This is a genomic window from Staphylococcus sp. FSL K6-3157 (genome assembly GCF_038005145.1).
GTDB lineage: Bacteria > Bacillota > Bacilli > Staphylococcales > Staphylococcaceae > Staphylococcus > Staphylococcus equorum.
The window spans coordinates 2,590,409-2,613,005 of the sequence record NZ_JBBOSM010000001.1; the positions used below are offsets into that span (position 1 = coordinate 2,590,409).

Here is a 22,597-nt window from a genome sequence, read left to right on the forward strand (position 1 = left end):
ACTGACTACATTTAATATACTTATGTGCAAGGTGATATTAACAATAAAGGAGATGGAGAAATGATTAAAAAATTAGATGAAGTTATGATATACGTATATGATCACGATAAAGCAATTGAATTTTGGACAAAAAACTTAAACTTTGTAGTAGTAGCCGATGACGAAGAAATGGGTATGCGCGTAGTAAAACTGCTTCCAGAAGACGATGCTCAAACTGCTATTGTATTACAGGACAAAGCGAAAGTTGACGAAATGGATATGGGTGTCAGTACAACTACACCATCACTGATTTTCGCAACAACACAATTCGACCACTTATATGATCGTTTGAAATCTAATCAAAATGCAGTTGGAGAGATTATGGATTTACCTATGGGTAGAGTCTTTAATTTTGCAGATGCTGAAAACAATTATTTCGCAGTTAAAGAAATATAATTCTACGATACTTTAAATGAACTTTGCTCATGATCTAGAACATAAATATATACCTCCGCCTCATTTATGAAAACATATAACTTAGTTTAATCTAGTATGTTCTTCCCATAATAATTGTAAATAACTGTTAAGTCGTAAGTAATGTAATTGTAACCAACACATAACCTGTATAACCCATTAAGTTTGTTATACTTTTATAGCCACTAAATATGTATTACAGGAGACAATTATGAAAAGAATCTTCCACTTGTATTTATATTATTTAATTATGTTAGCTATCGTTGCCGCTATTTTACTTTCTTTATATTTTTTATATGTGTGGAAAAACGATCAGCCGCAAAATCAAGATTATTATAAGAATTTCGAAGAACTGAAAGCTGACACAAAAGAAAATCGTGATTGGCAAATCAATTCAAAAACGACAAATAACAAAGATATATTAGTTACTGCTATTCATGGTGGCGGTATTGAGCCTGGCACTTCCGAATTGGCAAAAATCATTTCTAAAAAAGGTAACTTTAATCTATATAGTTTTGAAGGTTTATTAAAATCGAATAATGCTAAATTGCATATTACTTCGACTCGTTTCGACGATCCCAAATTAAAAGACATGACGACCAAATCTGATGAAACGGTGTCTATTCATGGCATTCGAGAAGATAAAAAAGTTGTCTACATTGGTGGTAAAGATAAAGATATGGCCAAATCTATACGTAAGGAATTAGAAAATGAAGATTTTAATGTTGAAAATAGCCCTGATTATGTAAATGGCGATTCCAGCCAAAATATCATTAATAAAAATGATACAGGCTCAGGTGTTCAACTTGAGATTTCAACAGAATATCGTAAGTCATTTTTTGAGGACGATGAGCTTGGTCGCTCCACGAGAGAAAATCCAAATGATTACAGACAATCCATCTACGACTTTGCTGAAGCTGTTACAAAGGGCGTAAAAGAACAAACAACAAAAGATTAGCAATAAAAAATCCAGGAAGCCTACCTTAATTAGAGTAGTTTTCTGGATTTTCATTGTTTTAAATTCATTATTAATAAATATCAAAGTACGTTTCTTTTAAATCTTTTTCATTTGACTGATTTAATAATTCTACTACTAAACTAAAATCATTAATAATATGACTAATCCTTTTGAAAATAGGTTCCATATCAACTGTTGTTTGTGATTTTAAACCTAAACAAAAGACAAGTTGAACATCTTTGTCCCCCCATTGAATAGGTTTGTCTAATTTAACTATATAAATAAAAGATTGTTTAGCAGACGGTGTAACAGGATGAGGAACAGCGATAAGGTTACCATAAGCCGTAGTAGCTACTTCTTCTCGTTCATTAACTTTTTCAAAAAAGTCTGATTTTATATAATGTAATGCTTTTAAATCAGACTCAATTTCTGATAATAATTCATCTTTGCTTTCAACATTACTTTTAATCGCAAAAAGTTCAATTAACTTTTCTTTTTGTCCTACATTGTAGTTATCTATAAATTTTTTCAAGTTTAAAATATCTACATCAGTTAAAATTGTATTTACATAAATGACAGGTACAGAGAAATCTTTTTCCAGAGGAATTGTTGATATTATTAAATCTGTTCCTTGCAATTTATGTTCACTTAACTCATACAATTGTAATGAATTGGTTGTCGTGATTTCGTTACTAAAGTTTTCAATCAATTTATATTTTATTAGCTGTGAACTAGCCAAACCAGATGCACAAACAATAGTTGTATTGATTTTGTTATCCAGATTGTTCGGTTTTTTCAAAGCCAATTCAAAATGCAAAGCAAGGTAACCAATTTCACTTTCAGAAATTCTTATTTTGTATACTTCTTCAATTACTTTACTTCCTACTAAAGCGATATCAAATGAAAATGGATAGTTCTTTTTAATTTCTGCTAATAATGGATTTCTGATATTCATTTTATATTTATATCTCGTAATAGAAGTAGATAAATGTAAGCTTAGATTATTTCTCAATTCTTCTTCATCTATTAAATCTAAGTGAAACACTTGTTTTATTCTTCTTAAAATATGACCTATCAACATATTTAATTCTTTATTTTCATGAATATTAGCGTTTTCTGAAATAAGACCTGACGTTAATATATGTGCCCAAATATATTGTTTTTCTTTAGTAGGTAATTGGATATTAAAATTGCATTCTATCATTTCTACTAACTGCTTAAAAAATTGATTAACATCTTCACTCGTTTTCGTATAGCCATTAAATATATTACCTTCATCTTTAATAATGAGTTTATGTTCAACCCTAAACAGTGCTATATATATATGAACAACCAAATTTTCTAATTTCACATCAGGTATTGTAATGTTAAATCGATTGATTATTCCGATAATTTTATTTTTAAGTACATTTATTTCTTCGCTATCAAAAAGCTCATCCATAGATAACGGATCTAATAAAAACTCTGCAATCGCATATCTTTTCTGAAATTCATGTCCATCTATTTTCAACCCATGATATGGGCTTGTTATCAGATTCAAATCATGTTTTTCTAACTGTTCTCGTATCATTTTCAAGTCTTTCTTTATAGTCGTATCACTTACAAACATTCGCTCACTTAAATCGTCAATCTTTACATAGTTATCCAGTACAAGTAATTGACTAAATATATATCTAACTCTACTATCTTGATTATTAAAATTGAGAAGCTCATCTTTTAAATATTGATCATTTAGGAATAAATTGAATTTTTCTTTATTTTTTATTATCAATTTATATCCCACTGATCTCTTAGAAAAAATATAAAATCCAAATTCTTTTTCTGATTCATTTAATTCTTTCAAATCATTTCTAACTGTTCTAGGAGAAACACTCAAACTTTTACCTATAAACTCCCCAGAAATATAGGTGCTTGAATAATTATACATAAGCCGTATAATTTTTAAAGTTCTTTTGTTCATTCCCTCACTCCAATTACCTTACACTTTAGTATTGATTATATATTATAATTCAAACATGTTTTCCTCTGATAATTTTTTAAACCAATACCCACTCTTTTTAATTGTACGTGCTTGCGTATTAATGTCCACAGAAATAAATCCATATCTATTTTTATAGGCATTCATCCAAGACCAATTATCCATAAATGTCCACATATGGTAACCTTTACAATTTCCCCCTTCTTTAATAGCTTTATTAAGCCAATACAAATGATCTTTCAAAAATTCGATTCTATAATCATCTTGTATTTGATTGTTTTCTATAAACCTTGCTTCATTTTCTACGCCCATTCCATTTTCAGAAATAAATGAAGTAATATTGCCATAGTTATTTTGTAAGTTTTTCATGATATCATAGATACCTTCTGGATAAATTTCCCAACCTCTATAAGGGTTCATTTTTCTGCCTGGCATTTCATAATTATCAAAATAAAATTCTGGGGTGAATGGCGAATTAGGGTTAGGTATATTTTCTTTAGCTTTAACACGTCTAGGTAAATAATAATTTACGCCTAATAAATCTACTGTATTATGTTTTATGATTTCCAAGTCTTCACTCTTATAAAAAGGCATTAAATCCTGTGCTTTGATCATTTCTACTAATTTTTCTGGAAAAGTACCTTTTGTAGCAGGATCTAGAAAACTCTTATTAAAAAATAAATCTGCTATTAATGCAGCTTTTTTATCTTCTTCATTTTCACTTCTTGGATAAGAAGGTGTTAAGTTCAACACTATGCCTATTTCTCCGTTATAGTTCTGTTCTTTAAATAACTTGATTGTTTTGGCATTTGCTAATATCGTATTAAAAGCATATTGAAAACCTCTTTTGGCATCATTGATATCAGGATAATGGAAATTATATAAATAGCCTCCTTCAACTGGCACAATCGGCTCGTTAAACGTAAACCATTTTTTCACTCTATCACCATATAAATCAAAGCATTTTTGTGCATAAGCAACATAATTATCGACAACTTCTCTCGATTCAAAACCTCCTTTATTTTGTTGTTTCATAGGCATATCAAAGTGATATAAATTAACAAAAGGCTCAATGCCATTAGCTATTAATTCATTAATGACATTATTATAAAATTCAACTGCGTTTTCGTTTATATTTCCTGTATCTTGATTTATCATCCTTGTCCAAGAAATGGATAAACGAAACGAATTATGGCCTGTTTCTTTCATCAGTTTAATATCTTCTTTATATGTGTTATAAAAATTCGATGTGACATCTGGTCCAACATTATCATAAAATCGATTTGGTTCTTTTTCATACCAGTAATCCCATATGGATTGTTCAGTCATAGATTTCGTTCCTTCAGTTTGTGTCGCACTTGCCGCACTGCCCCACCAAAAATCTTTCGGAAAAGTAATTTTCATAAAAGTTCTCTCCTATCTGTTGGCTTTTATTTCTTGATAAATATCGATGATTTCGTTTGCCATATCTTTTATTGTTAGTGCATTCATTAAATGATCTTGTGAATGTATAAGTATTAAATTTAATTGATAATCTTTTCCTTGTGCTTCTTCTTGCAATAAACTTGTTTGAAAATTATGCGCCTTATTTATTTCTTGCTCTGCTTCTTTCATTTTTTCCTTAGCAGTCTCGAAATCATTTTCTTTCACATATTGAATTGCTTCCATTGCACTTGACCTACCATTTCCAGCTAGCAAGATAATTTGGAATGCTATTTCTGTATTATCCATGATATATTACTCCTCACTCTTTGATTTTTCTTGTTCTTTTCTAAAATAACCATTGTCCAATACTTTAAAGAATGGTAACCAAATTAAGAACGTAACAATTAAATTAAATAGCTGTAATACTGCACCTTGCCAAGCGTTTCCTGTAGCTAAATATCCACTTATGAAAATAGGAGTTGTCCAAGGAACAATGACGCCAGAAGGTTTAGGTACCAATCCTAATCCCATAGAAAAATAGGTTATTATAGTTACTACGACTGGAGCAATCATCCATGGTACAAGTATAATTGGATTCATTATTACCGGTAATCCAAATAATATTGGTTCGTTTACATTGAAAATAGAAGCTGGAGCACCTAACTTCCCGATTTCTTTATTTTGCTGACTTCTGGAAACAATAAATATCAATATAATGACTACCATTGTGCCACCAGTACCGCCCATGCCCACTAAGAATGTGTCTATAAATTGTTTGGTTATAATATTAGGCAACTCTTGATTTGCTTTAAATGCCTCTAAGTTTTCGTTATTCAAAGAATACCAAATTGGATCAAATACAGTATTTACAATGATTTGGCCATGTAACCCGAAAAACCAAAATATTTGTATTAAAAGTACTGCAATGATTGTAGCCGTCAATCCACTACCCAATTCTGTTAATGGTTGTTGCAAAATTGTATAAATAAAGTTTTGTAATGTATCGAAAGGTGTAAAAGAAATTAATATTCTAACGATTAATATCACCGAAAGTGTTACCGAAATAGGAATTAAAGCACTGAATGATTTGGCCACTTGAGTTGGTACACCATTAGGCATTTTAATTGTTATCTCTTTCCGACATAGATAACTGTAAATTTCACACGAAATAATAGACACAAAAATACCTAAGAACATACCTTTTGCCCCTAAAATCTCGACCGGTATGACGCCTTCCGTTTTTTCAAAAACTTGAGGTGTTAAAATCAAAACACTACTTAATGCTGTTACAGCGCCATAAATACCTTCAAATCCATTTTTCTCTGTCAGCTTATAACCAATACCTATAATTACATATAGCCCCATTATAGAGAGCGTGGACTCTGAAGCTGGTCCAACCATAGCTTGCCAAGCCGAAAATTGTGATTCAGATAATATTTTGTCTAAAAATGGAAAATTGGCTATTACAATAAAAATTGAACCAAAAATAATTAAAGGTAAAGCAACCATAAATCCATCTCTTAAACTCGAAAGATACTTATTGTTATTCAAGTTATCTGCAATTGGTAATAATATATCTTCTAGTTTTTCCATAAATTTATTTTCCATATGGTTTCACTACTTTCCTATTAAATTTAGTGATTGCTTTAATACACCATCACCATCAATACGCCCATATGCAACAGTATCAATAATATCAATAGGAATTTCGATATTGTTTTCTTTAGCGTATTTTTCAAATTTTCGCTTCATGAATCTCATTTGGGGACCAATTAATAACACGTCATAGTTATCTAATTTTGAAAAAGCATTATCACTTGATACTGCTTCAATGTTAACTTCAATATCAGCACTTTCTGCTGCCTCTTTCATCTTGGTAACTAATAAACTTGTAGACATCCCTGCGGAACATGATAATAAAATATTTTTCATACAAATCATCCCTTCTGTTTGTTTATCAAACTATACTATGTATGCGCTTACACATTAATGGACAATTTTTCCTTTACTATAGGAAAATGAGTTTAATAATCTAGAAAGATTATATTATCTTGGTGTTTTGTTTATATAACTTTAAAGAGTAAAAGTATTATAAAAACCGTTTTACTATCAGAAATAGTAAAACGGTTAAGGGTTTAAACTTTTCATTATTTTATTTTTTTCAAAAGAAAGGATGCTAAAGCACAGATAGTTGTTACCCAAAGTAGGATACTAAATACGATAGCATTGCTCCCACTTATTGTGATACCCGTATTAAAGTTTCCATTAGGATCACTTTCTATATAGAAATTCGCGCCAAATACAAATAGTAAGGCAATAAAAGATACAATACCAACTACATCAAACAATAATTTAATATAAGGATATTTAATATTTTTAGCTATCATGTGACCATTCCTTACTTTAGTTTTATTCACTGCCCTAAATTAAAAATCTACTATATTTTCATTTAATTTTAATATATCATAAAAATTTTAATTGTGATATTATATTACTCAATTGTTTTTTTATTTTTTTAGGAGGCTTTTACTATGGAGTTAATAGTTGCCATCATAGTTGGTTTACTTATAGGGGTTTATTATCATAAAAAAAAGAAGTATTTGACTGTAAAAGATTGGTTTTTTGGCTTATTCGTTATACTAATAGCTGTAATTATAACTAGTGGCTTTATGCACATAGATGCTTTAGTGGAAGGGTTTCAAGATGGTATCAAAGAAGACGTAGACCTAAAATAAGTTTGTAGCTAAAATATTGTATATAAAACTACCAAAGGAAACAACACGATCCGAAGACTATAGGTTGAGTCCGTTTCCTACTCAAGTGAGTCTAAGAATATGAAATAGCTGTCAGATATCACAAAGATATCTAACAGCTATTTTTAACATTCATTAAACATTATAAGGCTATTTTATTTTTAAAATTTGTCCTGTTTTAATGCTATTTGAATCTAGATTATTATCGGATTTTATTTTACTTACTGTTGTATCTTGTTCTTTAGCGATACTATACAAGGTATCATCTTTTTCAACGGTATATGTTTTAACTAAGTAGAGTGTTTGCCCTTTACTGATATTATTCGTTTCAAGATTATTCCATTTTTTGAGATCTTCAATACTCACTTTGCTTCTTTTAGAAATATTGTATAAAGTGTCCCCTTCGACTACTTTATGTGTATCACCTGAAATACTATCGTCATTACTATCAGGATCCGTCAATTTCAATGTTTGACCGACGGATAATGTATTATCGTTTAAGTCATTCCATTTTTTAATATTATCAATTGTTACGCCACTTCTCTTAGAGATACTATACAATGTATCGCCTTTAACTACTTTATAAGTAGAACCTGTAATGGCATCATCATCTTCGCCACCTAATTCTTTATAGTGTTTCTGAACTAAACTATAAAATTGATTCATGTTATAGCCCCATTGGTTAAAATAACCTACAGGGTCAGTATGGTTTGTCCCGCCCCAGTATTGACTAACTGCATTATGACTAATAATTGTTCCAGTTCCTTGATTGTTATCTGCAAGTGAAGGTTGTAGTCCGTTTTGTTTTAACATTTTAGCAGTCAAATAAGCTTGGTTGTTCACAGACTTAGCAAAACCATCAAATGTGTTAGATCTTGTTAATTCTATTTGATAAAAATATGGGTTAGCATTCGCTCCGGCGCCCCATGCTAAATAGTCGCTTGGCGCTGTTTGTATAATTTTGTCGCTACCTGCATATGCGTGAACAAAGGCATTATTGTAGTTATTATACATGTAATTTACTTCACCATCGATTGTACTATTAGGGTTTGCAGTTTCATGAATAACGACACCGATGAATTTCCCTGATTTATAATTATATTTTGGTAAATTATTCATACGAGAATCTTGCACTATTTTTGCAGGTTCTATGTTGTTATTGTCTATGTATGTATTAACGTCTTGGTACGCTCTATTTGCAAATGTACTCATTTCTACTGAATTATGTTCTGCAACTTTATCATGTAGTTTTAAATCTTCTGGTGTTAACTGTTCTTTCAAAGCTTGCGGACTCATTTTTTGTGCTTTTTCAAAATCTATTGCCTTACTTGTATTTTCATTTTTAGTTTCTTCTGCACTCTTATTAGAATTATCTTCTTGTGCGGTTGCAACTGTACTACTTAACAATAAACTTGTGGCTAACATTAATGACAAACTTACCCTATACTTCATAACACCATCTCCTATTTCAAAAATTTAAAAACACGACACTATATAAATATCCATTCCTTGCACAACACCTTATTGTCCCATCTTATAATATTATAAGATTATTTACAAAACATAGTTTTATTTTATGCTATTATTTTAAATATTTTTATATAGTCATAATCATTATTTTGATTTTCGCACAAAAAAGCTACTACCTTAAAAGGCAGCAGCTTATATTCAAATGTCCATAATCACACTAGATAAAATAGCAACCAATGCGACTACGAGTACCAATACTAAAAGTGAATCAATTCGTTTTTGGTTACGTTCATTCATAGGTTTTCTAAATTCTTTTAATGCGAAAAATCCTGTAATTAATACAATGGCTAGACACAACAAATGAAATACCAACGCTAATACTTCCATTATCATCACTCCAAACTTGAAATAATTAAGTTTGTTGCTTTAAATCTTCATATATTATTTTGGCCTTTCATATACAAAGCCTTCCCGATTCGATATGTTACGATTTATATTTCACAGTCACAAAAAACAAAGATTAATTTATATTCTTTTTATTCAATTACCCCTTTTTCGATGATTAGAAACAAAAATCTATCCTTCACCTAGCTCACATAATAATAAAACTCTCCCATATTAAGGATACAAAATAATTCTGGTTAATTAAAACCACAAAAAATAACCCCGTAAGCATAAGCTTACGGGGTTTTCAGATACAATATCTATTATTGTTCTTCTTTAACATATGGTAATAATGCCATATGACGAGAACGTTTAATAGCTAATGTCAACATACGTTGATATTTAGCTGAAGTACCTGTTACACGACGTGGTAAAATTTTACCGCGTTCTGAGATAAAACGTTTTAATAAGTCTGTGTCTTTATAGTCGATGTGTGTAATACCGTTTGCTGTGAAATAACAAACTTTTTTACGACGACGTCCGCCTCTTCTTGGTCCACCTGCCATGAAAACTGCCTCCTTTTAAGTTGTTTTTTTACCGTCAATTTTGAATATTTATCCATTATTTATAATGACTAATGTGCTATTATTTTCTATTATTAAAAGATTTAAAATGCGTGTGAAACATTGTGCTAAATCTTTGTGTGTGTATGTGTACTACTAATGTTATAAAATTATCCACCATTTGTCAACACGTTCAGATAAATAAACATCATTTACTTGAAATAAATTCAATTCCCTCTAAATTTTTTAATCATTTAGAACTAATTTAACTTCTTCGCTTAAATCTTCATAATGATTATTAATAAAGAAATGATCTCCTTCAAAAAAGCGATAATCTACATCACCTTTTGTTAGTTCTGACCATTTATATAAATTATTGTCGCAAATTGAATCTTGTTTGCCTACAAAAACAGATAAATTTATTTCTACCTGTCTCTCTTTTGGTTTATTACAATAGTAGTCTATAGCTAAAAAGTCGTTTTTTAAGGCTGGTTTAACAAGTTCCCAGAGCTCTTCATGGTTTAAAATCTCGTCTGGTGTACCACCTTTGTCTTTAATAAACTGTTTGAATTCTATATCATCCATGTATTCTATACCGTTATTTCTATCTAAACAGCCTATAGCTGCACTAGCGCAAAGAATCATGTGTTTAGGTCGATAGCCTAACTGATCAAGTTTGTAATAAAGTTCATAAGCTAAAATTGTACCTAAACTATAACCTAATAATATAAATTCTTCAGGCTTTTCTTTAATAATTTGGTTTATTAAATCATCAACCATATCATCAATACTATCTAAAGCAGGTTCAATAAATCTTTCGCCACGGCCAGGCAATTCTAATGGTTTAAATTGAATGTGACTTGGTAAATTATTTTTCATTGGATAATATAATGTTTTATTTCCCCCTGCAAACGGGATACAAAACAACGTTGTGTCAGTCATATACTCACCCCTTAAAGTATAAATTCTGTATTAAATCTTTTTGTAATATCTAATAGCTCTACAACTAAATTTTGGTTAGTTGCTTCCAAAATAACTGATAGTGCGTATTTTTCAAAAACGAGATTATGAAAAAATGAAAAGATTTGACTCATATCTTTTCCTGTTTCAACGATATTATAACTTTCTCGCCCTGGCGTAATTGAAAAAGAATCTAATTCTTTATACATACCAATACCAAGTAACTTCAAATAGCATTCTTTCATTGTCCACACTTCAAAAAAACGATTGAACTGAACATCCGAATTTTGTGCATTCATAATATATTGGGATTCTGTTAAAGCAAAATATTTTTTAGCAATATCTAAATCAATAGCTTCAATTTTTTCTATATCAATGCCAACATTTTTATCACTGACAACACACACCGAAAACCCATCAGTATGTGAAACATTAAGATGAATACCACTTGGCATGTGCAACACAGGCTTGCCATATTCTTCTTTGCTGAATTGTATATCATCAAAATGATGCCCCGTATGTTCACGTATGCAATAATACTTAAACAATTCAGAATATCTAGTATTTCTTTTGTCGTTTTGATAAATGAAAGAGCACGTATCTAATACATACACAGTAATTTTCACAGTTACACTTCCACATCGTTTGTTAAATTAAAACAATTGAAGCAGTAAATAATTATTATACTGCTTCAATGTTGTATTAAAAATTATTTTTTGGATGACTAATCATTTTAGATAATGTCACGTTTTCTATAGGTTGCCATTTGAAGTTTAATTTTTCGAGTATAAAGTTAGTTTTAAAATCTAATACTTCAAAGTGAGATTTATTGAAAATATTATTATCTAATATACCAGTGTGAAGTAAGAAGTCATTGATTTCATCACTCATTACATCATCTTGAATACATTCCATTAAATAATCCACAAACTCATTCCACTGTACATCTTTAATATTATAATTGTTTTGGTTATATACACTCATTAATTGTTTGAGTGGAAGGTGATTATTATTATATATATGATGAATTTCATTATTTAATTGATTATTTTTAATCAATTTACTACATGCTTCGGCTGCTTGATCCACAGAAGTGAATTCTAAATCATCATTTTCTAAATCCGGGAATATTTGTAGGTTCTTGAATGATTTAATAATACTGTAGAAAGCATTATTTTCTTCATTTTTTTGGAATATTCCTGTAAGAGAATCACATTGCAAGTTACCTAATCTATATATATTAGTTTCAATGCCTTGTTCTCTACTAGAAATTAATAATTTTTCAGCTTCTATTTTACTGTCTAGATAAACGTTATTAAGTTTTTGGCCAATATCTATATCATATTCTGAAAATGTTAGCTGTGATTTGTCTTTCACTTGACCTGATGCAATAGAAATTGTAGACATATGATGAATCTCTTTAAATTGATTGTCCTTAGCAAATTGTATTAACTGCTCTATACCACGTACGTTCACACCATAAGAAGCATCTTTCGTCGCAAAGTGACTTACATTCGCTGCAGCATTAACAACTATATCAATATTTTGAGATAACTCATCGTAAGTTTTAGCATCCATACCTAGTTGCTCAGATTCAATGTTTCCTTCAATGATATGAATTCTGTTAGCATATTCAGGATTTATTTGAGACTCAAAGTAATAAACCCAATTGCGATGTAATTTTGTTTCCCCGTCAATATCTTTATTACTTCTAACCATTACATATATGTCAAAGTCTGTCTCTTCTAATAAATTATTCAATAAGTAGACACCAAAGAATCCTGTAGCACCTGTAAGTAATGCTTTTTTACCTTGTTTCGCTGCATTAGAGCCAATAATATCATATTTTTTAGCGCTGTCTTGTTTATATCCATTTATTTTTTGAATAAATTCGCTACTAAATTGATGTGTATGTTCCGTGTTAATATCTTTGAGTGATGCTAATTTTGTTAAAATATTTGTATTATCTTTACCGACAAGTGACTCACTTATCCGATCAGTCGTTTGTAGTTCGAAAATATCTTTAATAGAAATATTATATGATTTCGATAATAGCGACGTAAGTTTAATTGCTTTTATAGAGTCACCACCAATTTCAAAGAAATTATCATAAACACTTACTTTATCAGTATTTAATACATCTTCAATTGCTTTAACAATATTTGCTTCTATATCATTTCTAGGTTCAACAAATGCTTGTCTTTCAATTTCAATTTCAGGCAATGCACGTTTATTTAATTTACCATTAGAAGTTATAGGTAGCTGATCAATTTGTGTCATATAAGCTGGAATCATATAATCTGGTACTTTTCGAGCTAATTCTGTTTTAATCTCAGAAAATGAAAGTGTTTCATCTGACACTAAATATGCACAAATCGCTAAAGCTTCACCAGCCATTGGTTTAACTATTACACCCGCATCTGAAACATGATCAATTCGAAGTAGATGACTGGAAATTTCACCAAGTTCGATACGATAACCACGAATTTTCACCTGTTCATCAATACGACCTAGATATTCAATTTGACCATCTGTTCTCCATTTTGCTAAATCACCTGAACGATATAATTTACCTTCACCAAATGGATTATCAATAAATTGTTGCTGTGTTAATTCTGAACGGTTTAAATAGCCTTTTGTCACAGCGATACCACCAATACAAAGTTCGCCTGGAACACCAATACCCATAAGATTATTATTATTATTCAAAATATAAATTTGGACATTCGCTATCGGGTTCCCAATTGGGATCACATCATATACCTCACTTGCAGGTAATGGATTATATATCACCTCAATTGAAGCTTCTGTAGGCCCATATAAATCAATTAATAATGTATCGTTTCGTCCACCGATTAATGTATTAAAACGGTTCACTTGTTCTGCTTTTAGTGCTTCACCACTTGCGAGTACATAATTAACTGACGCAATATCACTCATTTTATCAGCTGATTTAATATAATCGACAAACACACCTAACATAGAAGGCACAAAGTGCACCATCGTGATTTCATGTTTTTGAATCAGTGATGTAATTTTATCTGGATTACCTTCTTCTCCGGATGGTAGTAAAACTGCTTGCGCACCAACCATCGCAAATCCAAAAATTTCCCAAACTGAAACGTCGAACGTAAATGGCGTTTTAAATAAAATTGTTTCTTCATTATTAAAATCATATTTATCAATCATCCAATTAAGTCGATTCATTACACCTTCGTAAGATACGATAACACCTTTAGGATTGCCAGTAGTACCCGATGTATAAATAATATACATTAAATTAGAAAGACCTGTAATATGTTTTAAGTTATCTGTTGATAAATCTGTAAGGATAGATTTATTAGCCAAATCAATCACTTTGTTATCATAATTAATTGTTCTATTTAACGTGCGGTCCGTAAGTAATAAAGTTAGCTGACTGTCTTCTAAAATATAATTGATACGGTCACTAGGATTATTTGGGTCAATTGGTACATATGCACCACCTGCTTTCAAAATACCGTAAATACCTATCATCATTTCTAAACCACGATCAGCCATCAAACCGACAAGTGTATCAGCTTTCACACCTTCTGCACGTAATTTATGTGCTAATTGATTCACACGTGAATTTAGTGCTTGGTAAGTTAAACTTTCACCTTCATAAGTGATTGCTGTTTGATCCGGCGTTTTAGCTACTTGCTGTTCAAATCGTTCAATAAATGTTTGCTTATTATCCAGTTGTACGTGAGTATTATTAAATTCTCCAAGAATTTGTGTTCTCTCTTCTCCTGTAATCATTTCAATCTCACTAATATTTTGTCCTGGATTATGAATAATCTCAGTTAATATTTGCATATAGTGTTTTAACATGCGCTCAACAGTTTGTTGTTTGAACAACTCAGCACCATACTCTATTGATACTTGGTATGCACCATCATCTTCAATTGTCATGTTTAAATCAAATTTAGCATTTGTATTCGTTGCTTCTTTTGCTTCAATTTCCCAATCCTCAATTTGAAGATTTTGCTGTTCATTATTTTGTAAGGTAAAGAGTACATCAAATAATGGGTTACGTGTTAAATCACGTCTTTCCACTACTTCTTCAACTAGTTCTTCCAATGGATACTCTTGATTGTCATACGCTTTTAATGCTGTATTTCTCACTTCAACTAATAATTGTTCAAATGATTTATTGGCTTCAGGATAAGCACGCATTGGCAACGTATTAACAAACATACCTAATATATTTTCAGTATCTTCATGGGTACGACCTGAGATAGGGCTACCTACCACAACATCTTCTTGTCTACTATATTTATGAAGTAAAATCATGAATGAAGATAATAGAATCATATAGTCCGTACTGCCTGTCGTTTGTGCTAATTGATGTAATGCGTTTCTTGTTTCTTCTGGCATTTCAGCTGTAACTGTTTCACCTGTGAAACCTTGTTGTTTCGGTCTTGAATAATCATAAGGCAAGTCTAAAACAGGAGCCTCATCTTCAAATTGAGACAGCCAAAATGTTCGTTGATCACTTAAATCACGTGTGTGCATCCATTCACTATAATCTTTGTACTGTACTTTTAAGTCATTCAAAGCTTTTTCATGGTATAGAGCCGTGAATTCTTTAATGATCAGGTTAATAGAGAAGCCATCTGAAATAATATGATGCATATCAAATAATAAGACATGTCGTTGTTCAGAAAATCTAACAATTTTCACTTTTAATAATGGCGACTGACTTAAATTAAAAGGCTTCACAAAATCATTTAACAAACTCTCGTAATCATCTGTATAAAATTCTTCATAATCTACTGATATATTTGCCGATTCATCTATAACTTGGACTGGTTCGCCATCCACTGTTTCAAAATGTGTTCTTAACGCTTCGTGGCGTTCTACTAAAATTTGGAATACATTTTGAACACGGTCGACATCTACGTCACCATTTATTTCCAACATACTTGGCATATTATAAGCAGTTTGTCCTTCTCCCATTTCATTTAAAACATATAATCGTTTTTGTGGTGAAGAAGCTAAATAATATGGTTTGACCTCAGCTTGAGGGATATTTCGTTCACTTACGCCATTTTCTTGCTCCTCTATAACTTTTGAAAGTTGTCCTACTGTCGGGCTTTCAAAGATAACTTTCAAGGGCAATCGTACACCTATTTCACCTTCGATTTTGTTTATAATATTGATTGCTTTAAGTGAATGTCCTCCTATTTCAAAGAAGTTATCATGTATACTTACGCGTTCAATATTTAAAACGTTTTCAAAAATACTAGCAAGCATTCTTTCTACATCATTTGTAGGTTCAACGTGAGTCTTGCTTTCAACTTTAATTTCAGGTAATTTCTTTTTATCTAATTTACCATTTGATGTTACAGGTAGTATATCGATTTGACTCATGTACGACGGAACCATGTAACCTGGTAATTTTTTACTTAACTGCGTTTTGATATCATAAAAATCGATTTGCTCGTCTGAAACTAAGTAAGCACAAATCGCTAATTCTTCTCCTGCCATTGGTTTAGCAACTACTGCAACATCAGAAATAAAATCGATTTGACGTAATAAGCTTTCAATCTCACCCAATTCAATACGATAACCACGGATTTTCACTTGTTCATCTAAACGACCGAGATATTCTACATCACCTGTAGCACTCCACTTCGCTAAGTCACCTGTACGATATAATTTACCTTCACCAAATGGATTGTCGATGAATTTTTCTGATGTTAAATCAGGACGATTTAAATATCCTCTTGTCACACCAACACCGCCAATACACAGTTCACCTGGTACACCAATGCCCATGAGATTCTTATCTGAATTCATAATATAGGCTTGTATATTTGCAATTGGTTGACCAATTGGTATTTCTTCATAGGTTTGACCGGCAGGACAAGGATAATAAATAACTTCGATTGAAGCTTCTGTTGGTCCATATAAATCAATTAGCAAAGTATTATTTTGCTCACCTATTAATGTGTTAAATTGGTTTACTTGTTCTGCTTTTAAAGCTTCCCCACTTGCCAATACATAATTAACGGATGCAATATCACTCGCTTTATTCGCTGTTTTAATAAAGTCGACAAATACACCTAACATAGATGGCACAAAGTGTACCATTGAGATTTCATGTTGTTGGATTAATTCTGTAATTTTCTCTGGGTTACTCTCTTCTCCAGAAGGTAGTAAGACTGTCTGTCCACCAATGATTGCCCAGCCAAAGATTTCCCATACAGAAACATCAAATGTAAATGGCGTTTTGAATAGAATTGTATCTTCAGAGCTAATATGATAATGATCAATCATCCAATTCAATCGATTCATCACACCTTTATAGGGCACCATAACACCTTTTGGTTTACCAGTTGTACCCGATGTATAGATTACATACATTAAGTCAGATACGTCGGTAACGTGTAATAAATTATCTGTTGGTTGTGTTGAAACCATTGAGTCATCTGTTAAATTTAACACAGTTTGATTAAATTCAATTGTTGTATCTAGCACTTGATCAGTTAGCAAAACAGTTGGTGCACTATCTTTTAAAATATAGTTGATACGGTCACTTGGATAATTTGGATCGATTGGTACGTAAGCGCCGCCCGCTTTTAAAATACCATAAATGCCTATTATCATTTCTAAATGGCGATTTGTCATCAATCCGACAAGTGAATTAGCCTGTATCCCCTCTATGCGTAGGTAATTTGCTAATTGGTTCGCTTTATCGTTCAATGCTTCATAAGTCAGGCTCTCACCTTCATAAGTAATTGCTATTTGGTCAGGTGTTTTAGCTACTTGATTTTCAAAACGTTCGACGAATGTTTGATTATTATTGAACGGCACTTTCGTATCGTTAAATTTATTGAAAATAACATCTTTTTCGTCTTGAGTTACCATTTCTATTTCACTAATTTTTTGTTCAGGATTATTACCAACATTAGAAAGTATCTCGATAAAGTGCGTTAACATGCGTTCAATTGTATCTTGACTAAATAATTCTTCACCATATTCTAAAGAAATTTTATAACCATTATCATCTTCAATAGTCATACTTAAATCAAATTTAGTATTTATATAGGAAGGTTCTTTTTGTTCAATTGACCAATCATCGATTTGAAGACTTCCTTTTTCATTATTTTGTAAAGTGAATAATACATCGAATAATGGATTGCGTGTTAAATCACGTTTTTCAACTACTTCATCTACTAGTTCTTCTAGCGGATATTCCTGATTGTCGTATGCTTTTAATGATGTATCTTTCACTTCAGATAATAACTGATTAAACGTTTTATTTCTTTCTGGATGCGCACGCATTGCTAATGTATTAACAAACATACCTAGCAAATTCTCAGTATCTTTATGCGTACGTCCCGAAATCGGACTGCCCACGACAACGTCTTCTTGGCGACTATATTTGTTTAATAACACCATAAATGATGATAATAAAACCATATAATCTGTACTACCTGTTGCCTGCGCTAATTGATTAATTGCATTTCTAGTATCATCCGGCATCTTCATGCTTACTGTTCTACCAACAAAGCTTTGTTGATTTGGTCTTGAATAATCATAAGGCAAATCTAAAACTGGCGCTTCGTCTTTAAATTGAGACAGCCAGAATTCTCTTTGTACATTTAAATCACGTGAATTCATCCACTCGCTATAATCTTTATATTGTATTTTTAAATCCTCTAAAATGCGATCTTTATAAAGTGCTGTAAATTCTTTAATGATTAAATTAATAGATAGTCCATCTGAAATAATGTGATGCATATCAAATAAAAGTACGTAACGTTGTTCAGCACATTTAACAATTTTCACTCTTAACAAAGGTGCATGAGCTAAATTGAACGGTCTAATGAATTTATTTAGTAATGATTCATAATCTTCAGTATGCGACAGCTCATAATCTACAGTAATGTTTAATTGTTCCTCAATAATCTGAACAGGTTCTCCTTTTACTGTATCAAAGTGTGTTCTTAATACTTCATGACGGTTCACTAATTCTTGGAATGCACTTTGCACACGTTCAACGTCCACATCTCCTCGTATTTCTAACATACTCGGCATGTTATAAGCTGTTTGTCCGTCTACCATTTCATTTAGTACATATAAACGTTTTTGTGGTGAAGAGGCTAAATAATACGCTTTGTCTTCAGCAGCTGGAATTTCATGGTTGCTTGAATCATTCGCTTGGTTTTCTATAATTTTAGTAAGTTGTGCTACTGTTGGGTTTTCAAAAACAGATTTTAATGGTAAACGGGCCGCCATTTTACTCTCTATTTCATTAATAACACTAATAGCTTTTAGCGAATGACCTCCTATTTCAAAGAAGTTATCAAAAATACTGATGTCTTCAACATTTAAAACTTTGCTAAATATTTCAGCAATTTTTTCTTCTATATCATTTCTTGGAGCCACATAATCTCTATGTTCAACTTGTATTTCTGGTAGTTCTTTTTTATTCAATTTACCATTTGAAGTTACTGGCAACATATCAATTTGTGTTATATAACTTGGAATCATATATTCCGGTAATTTTTTACTGAGTATTTCTCTGACTGCTTCAAAATCAATTGTTTTATCTGAAACTAAGTAAGCACAAATTATCAAGTCTTCATTACCAGCCATTGATTTTGTAACTACTGCTGCGTCTGATATATTTTCAATTTGATCTAATAAACTTTCAATTTCGCCAAGCTCAATACGGTAACCACGTATTTTCACTTGTTCATCCATACGGCCTAGATATTCAATAAGTCCATCAGCGCCCCATTTTGCTAAGTCACCTGTGCGATACAGCTTGCCTTCTCCAAATGGGTTATCAATGAATTTTTCTTGTGTTAATTCTGGGCGGTTTAAATAACCTCTTGTCACGCTTACGCCACCGATACATAATTCTCCTGGTACATCGATGCCCATAAGGTTGTTCTCTTCATTCAAAATATAAGCTTGAGTATTTGCAATTGGTCGACCAATTGGTATTTCCTCATATGATTTATGATCATGGCAAGGGTAATAAATCACTTCGATTGACGTTTCTGTTGGTCCGTACAAATCTACTAGCAACGAACTATTTTCTTTGCCAATTAGTTGATTAAAGCGATTTACTTGCTCAGGTTTCAAGGCTTCACCACTGGCTAATACGTAATTAAGTGAATCAATAGCACTTGCACTTGATGTGGTTCTAATAAAGTCTATAAATACGCTTAACATAGATGGTACAAAGTGTACCATTGAAATTCTATGATGTTGAATTAGTGATGTAATTTTTTCTGGGTTGCTTTCTTCACCAGAAGGTAGTAAGACTGCTTGTCCACCTATCATCGCCCAGCCAAATATTTCCCATATTGATACATCAAATGTAAATGGCGTTTTAAATAAAATTGTATCTTGATGATCGATATTAAATTCATCAATCATCCAATTCAGTCTGTTAAGTACACCTTTGTAGGGAACCATAACACCTTTTGGCTTACCAGTTGTTCCTGAAGTGTAAATTACATACATCAAATTAGAAACGTCTGTTACACGCGGCAAATTACTTGTAGGCATGGTTGATAGCAGTGAATTGTTAGTAATATTAATAACAGTACGATCATAGTCAATAGCAGGATCCATATCTTCATCAGTTAACAACACACGAGGTTGACTATCGCTTAAAATATAATTAATTCGTTCACTTGGATGTTCAGGGTCCATTGGGACGTATGCGCCTCCTGCTTTTAAGACGCCATATATAGCGATTAACATCTCTAAACGGCGTCGGCTCATTATCCCAACAAGCGTGTCGGGTTTTACACCTTCATTTCGTAATTGATATGCCAATTGATTTGCACGATCATTTAACGACTGATAAGTTAAGCTTTGGCCTTCGTAAGTAATTGCTGTTTGATTAGGCGTTTTTTCCACTTGTTCTTCAAAACGTTCCACAAATGTTTGCTCATTATTTAATGGTAAATGCGTATCATTAAATTCATGAAGTATTTTTTCTTTTTCTTCACCTGTCACAATTTCAATATCACTGATACTTTGTTTTAGATTGTTTATCATACTATTCAAAACATTTAAAATAGTATCGTGTAATTGATATACACCCTTCTCATCTAATGCATCAATTTGATAATCGTAGTCAATATCCAAGCCGTTTTTACTACTTCTATTACTAACGTTTACACTTAATGGTGCATTATTAGTACCTGAATCTAACCACTCATCTGAAAATCCATCTTCTATAAATTCTGCATTATACTGAGTATTTTGGAAAGATATAAAACAATCTAGCAAGCCTCTTTTATTTCCACTATCTTCAACAATATAATCAAAAGGGTATTTTCTATGTTTTAATAAATTAAATGTTTCAATTTTTATTTTATCCAAATATGACTTAATTGATAGATTTTTATCTATTTCCACTATCATCGGTAGAACCCTTGAATAAACCCCTGTTGACGCTTTCTCTTTTTTACTGTTTCTGTTATGTATGAGTAATCCGACTGAATTTATATTAGAAAGTGTTTTTTTATACTTAATAATAAGCATAATAGCAGAAAATAGATTACTTATGCTTAACTGATTCTCTTCACAAAATGCTTTGATATTTTTGGTATCTATATTAGATAAACTGATACTTTTTCTTTTGCCCACAGCGCTGCCTAAAGTTGTCTTTTCAAAAAGCGCATTGTCTTCAAAGTTCTTCAGTTTTTCTAACCAAAATTGTTTATCTTTATCAAATCTATTTGAATTTTCATATTTTGATTCGGAAGCAATATTTTCTAGATAAGAGTTGCTATCAGATTCATCAACAGGTTTTCCTGCTAATATCTTAATTAGATAATTCACAACAATGGTCATACTCCAACCATCACTTATAAGGTGGTTTTGTAACAAAACTATACCGTTATGTCCTTCTGGAAGCCTTACAATTGTAGCTTTGTATAAATCATCATTTAAGGCAAAAATATTCGTTCTAGCCTTTTCATTAACCCATTTCTTATAAGAGACCTCATCTTGATAAAAGTCTAAATAATCGTAATATTTATATTGAAAGTTTGCTAAATACTGTTGGTACACCCCATCTTTTTTAGTTATTCTCAATCTAAGACTTTCGTGATCTCTCACTAGCTTATTAAAAGCTTCATTTATTTCTTCGTACTCTAAGCTATTTCTCATATGCATAACACCAGCTATATTATTTATACTAGTGTTTTCATAATATTGTTCAATTTGTAATATTTCGTTTTGTGCATAAGACAATAATTTTGTTTCCATTTATAATTGCAAACCTCCTATCAATATACAGTACATACTTATAATAATATTATTCAATGTTTTTTTCAATCATATGAGTTCGGTTATATTTCTATAGATAATTTTATAGATTCCCTTATTTATTTTTTCGAAACATTATTAACCAAAAATTAATAATTTTAAAGTAAAATTAATTGTCGAATTGAAGGCAATTCAATTTCGCTCAATTACTCTAAAAAAAGAATATTCTGATTTTTTGATATAAAAAAGGTACGTTAATTTTTACAGTTGAGATCACTTTTTTAATAAATTAAGAGGAGATTGCGTAACAATGAATTATTTTATATTTAATAACACTAGGATTTCTAGAATCATTCATTTTTGAAGAACCTATTGAAGCAATATA

At 31.2% G+C, this 22,597-nt stretch carries 15 protein-coding genes; 3 read left to right on the forward strand and 12 right to left on the reverse strand.

The features are described from left to right. Positions 1–60: 60 nt before the first annotated feature. Positions 61–435 (forward strand): VOC family protein, encoded by a 375-nt coding sequence (locus MHB47_RS12555; protein WP_340757016.1) that lies wholly within the window; start codon positions 61–63, stop codon positions 433–435. A gap of 229 nt (positions 436–664) precedes the next feature. Beyond that, entirely contained in the window at positions 665–1,411 is a 747-nt protein-coding gene (locus MHB47_RS12560; protein WP_340757018.1) for a poly-gamma-glutamate hydrolase family protein, read from the forward strand. Positions 1,412–1,481: 70 nt separating this feature from the next. Here MHB47_RS12560 and MHB47_RS12565 read toward each other — a convergent pair whose 3' ends face one another. The 6 genes from MHB47_RS12565 to MHB47_RS12590 all read right to left on the reverse strand — a co-directional run bounded on the left by MHB47_RS12565 (position 1,482) and on the right by MHB47_RS12590 (position 7,231). Then, the gene (locus tag MHB47_RS12565) at positions 1,482–3,371 is read right to left on the reverse strand and encodes a BglG family transcription antiterminator (protein ID WP_340757020.1); all 1,890 of its coding nucleotides are present in this window, start codon (positions 3,369–3,371) and stop codon (positions 1,482–1,484) included. Between the two features lie 42 nt (positions 3,372–3,413). Then, positions 3,414–4,793, reverse strand: a complete 1,380-nt coding sequence (locus tag MHB47_RS12570; protein ID WP_340757022.1) for a glycoside hydrolase family 1 protein — start codon at positions 4,791–4,793, stop codon at positions 3,414–3,416. A gap of 12 nt (positions 4,794–4,805) precedes the next feature. Beyond that, the gene (locus MHB47_RS12575; RefSeq protein WP_002506079.1) at positions 4,806–5,120 is read right to left on the reverse strand and encodes a PTS lactose/cellobiose transporter subunit IIA; all 315 of its coding nucleotides are present in this window, start codon (positions 5,118–5,120) and stop codon (positions 4,806–4,808) included. 6 nt (positions 5,121–5,126) lie between these two features. Further along, positions 5,127–6,422 carry a PTS cellobiose transporter subunit IIC gene (gene celB / locus MHB47_RS12580; protein WP_056935173.1) on the reverse strand — a complete coding sequence of 432 codons (1,296 nt, stop codon included), beginning with the start codon at positions 6,420–6,422 and terminating at the stop codon, positions 5,127–5,129. Between the two features lie 9 nt (positions 6,423–6,431). Continuing rightward, entirely contained in the window at positions 6,432–6,746 is a 315-nt protein-coding gene (locus tag MHB47_RS12585; protein ID WP_002506081.1) for a PTS sugar transporter subunit IIB, read from the reverse strand. A gap of 215 nt (positions 6,747–6,961) precedes the next feature. Next, on the reverse strand, positions 6,962–7,231 hold the full coding sequence (locus MHB47_RS12590; protein ID WP_340757025.1) for a hypothetical protein: 270 nt from the start codon (positions 7,229–7,231) through the stop codon (positions 6,962–6,964). Positions 7,232–7,345: 114 nt separating this feature from the next. Here MHB47_RS12590 and MHB47_RS12595 point away from each other — a divergent pair, with 114 nt between their 5' ends. Then, the gene (locus MHB47_RS12595; protein WP_340757027.1) at positions 7,346–7,549 is read left to right on the forward strand and encodes a hypothetical protein; all 204 of its coding nucleotides are present in this window, start codon (positions 7,346–7,348) and stop codon (positions 7,547–7,549) included. Between the two features lie 168 nt (positions 7,550–7,717). Here MHB47_RS12595 and MHB47_RS12600 read toward each other — a convergent pair whose 3' ends face one another. The 6 genes from MHB47_RS12600 to MHB47_RS12625 all read right to left on the reverse strand — a co-directional run bounded on the left by MHB47_RS12600 (position 7,718) and on the right by MHB47_RS12625 (position 22,212). Beyond that, positions 7,718–9,019: a LysM peptidoglycan-binding domain-containing protein gene (locus tag MHB47_RS12600; RefSeq protein WP_340757029.1), complete on the reverse strand. Its 1,302-nt coding sequence runs from the start codon at positions 9,017–9,019 to the stop codon at positions 7,718–7,720. 216 nt (positions 9,020–9,235) lie between these two features. Continuing rightward, positions 9,236–9,424, reverse strand: a complete 189-nt coding sequence (locus MHB47_RS12605; protein WP_340757030.1) for a hypothetical protein — start codon at positions 9,422–9,424, stop codon at positions 9,236–9,238. A gap of 320 nt (positions 9,425–9,744) precedes the next feature. Beyond that, on the reverse strand, positions 9,745–9,987 hold the full coding sequence (rpsR, locus tag MHB47_RS12610) for a 30S ribosomal protein S18 (protein ID WP_002506086.1): 243 nt from the start codon (positions 9,985–9,987) through the stop codon (positions 9,745–9,747). Between the two features lie 243 nt (positions 9,988–10,230). Beyond that, positions 10,231–10,926 (reverse strand): thioesterase II family protein, encoded by a 696-nt coding sequence (locus tag MHB47_RS12615; protein WP_277580467.1) that lies wholly within the window; start codon positions 10,924–10,926, stop codon positions 10,231–10,233. Between the two features lie 11 nt (positions 10,927–10,937). Continuing rightward, positions 10,938–11,570, reverse strand: a complete 633-nt coding sequence (locus MHB47_RS12620) for a 4'-phosphopantetheinyl transferase family protein (protein WP_340757034.1) — start codon at positions 11,568–11,570, stop codon at positions 10,938–10,940. A 76-nt stretch (positions 11,571–11,646) separates the two neighbouring features. Continuing rightward, complete coding sequence (locus MHB47_RS12625; protein ID WP_340757036.1) at positions 11,647–22,212, reverse strand: non-ribosomal peptide synthetase; 10,566 nt, start codon at positions 22,210–22,212, stop codon at positions 11,647–11,649. Positions 22,213–22,597 lie beyond the last annotated feature (385 nt).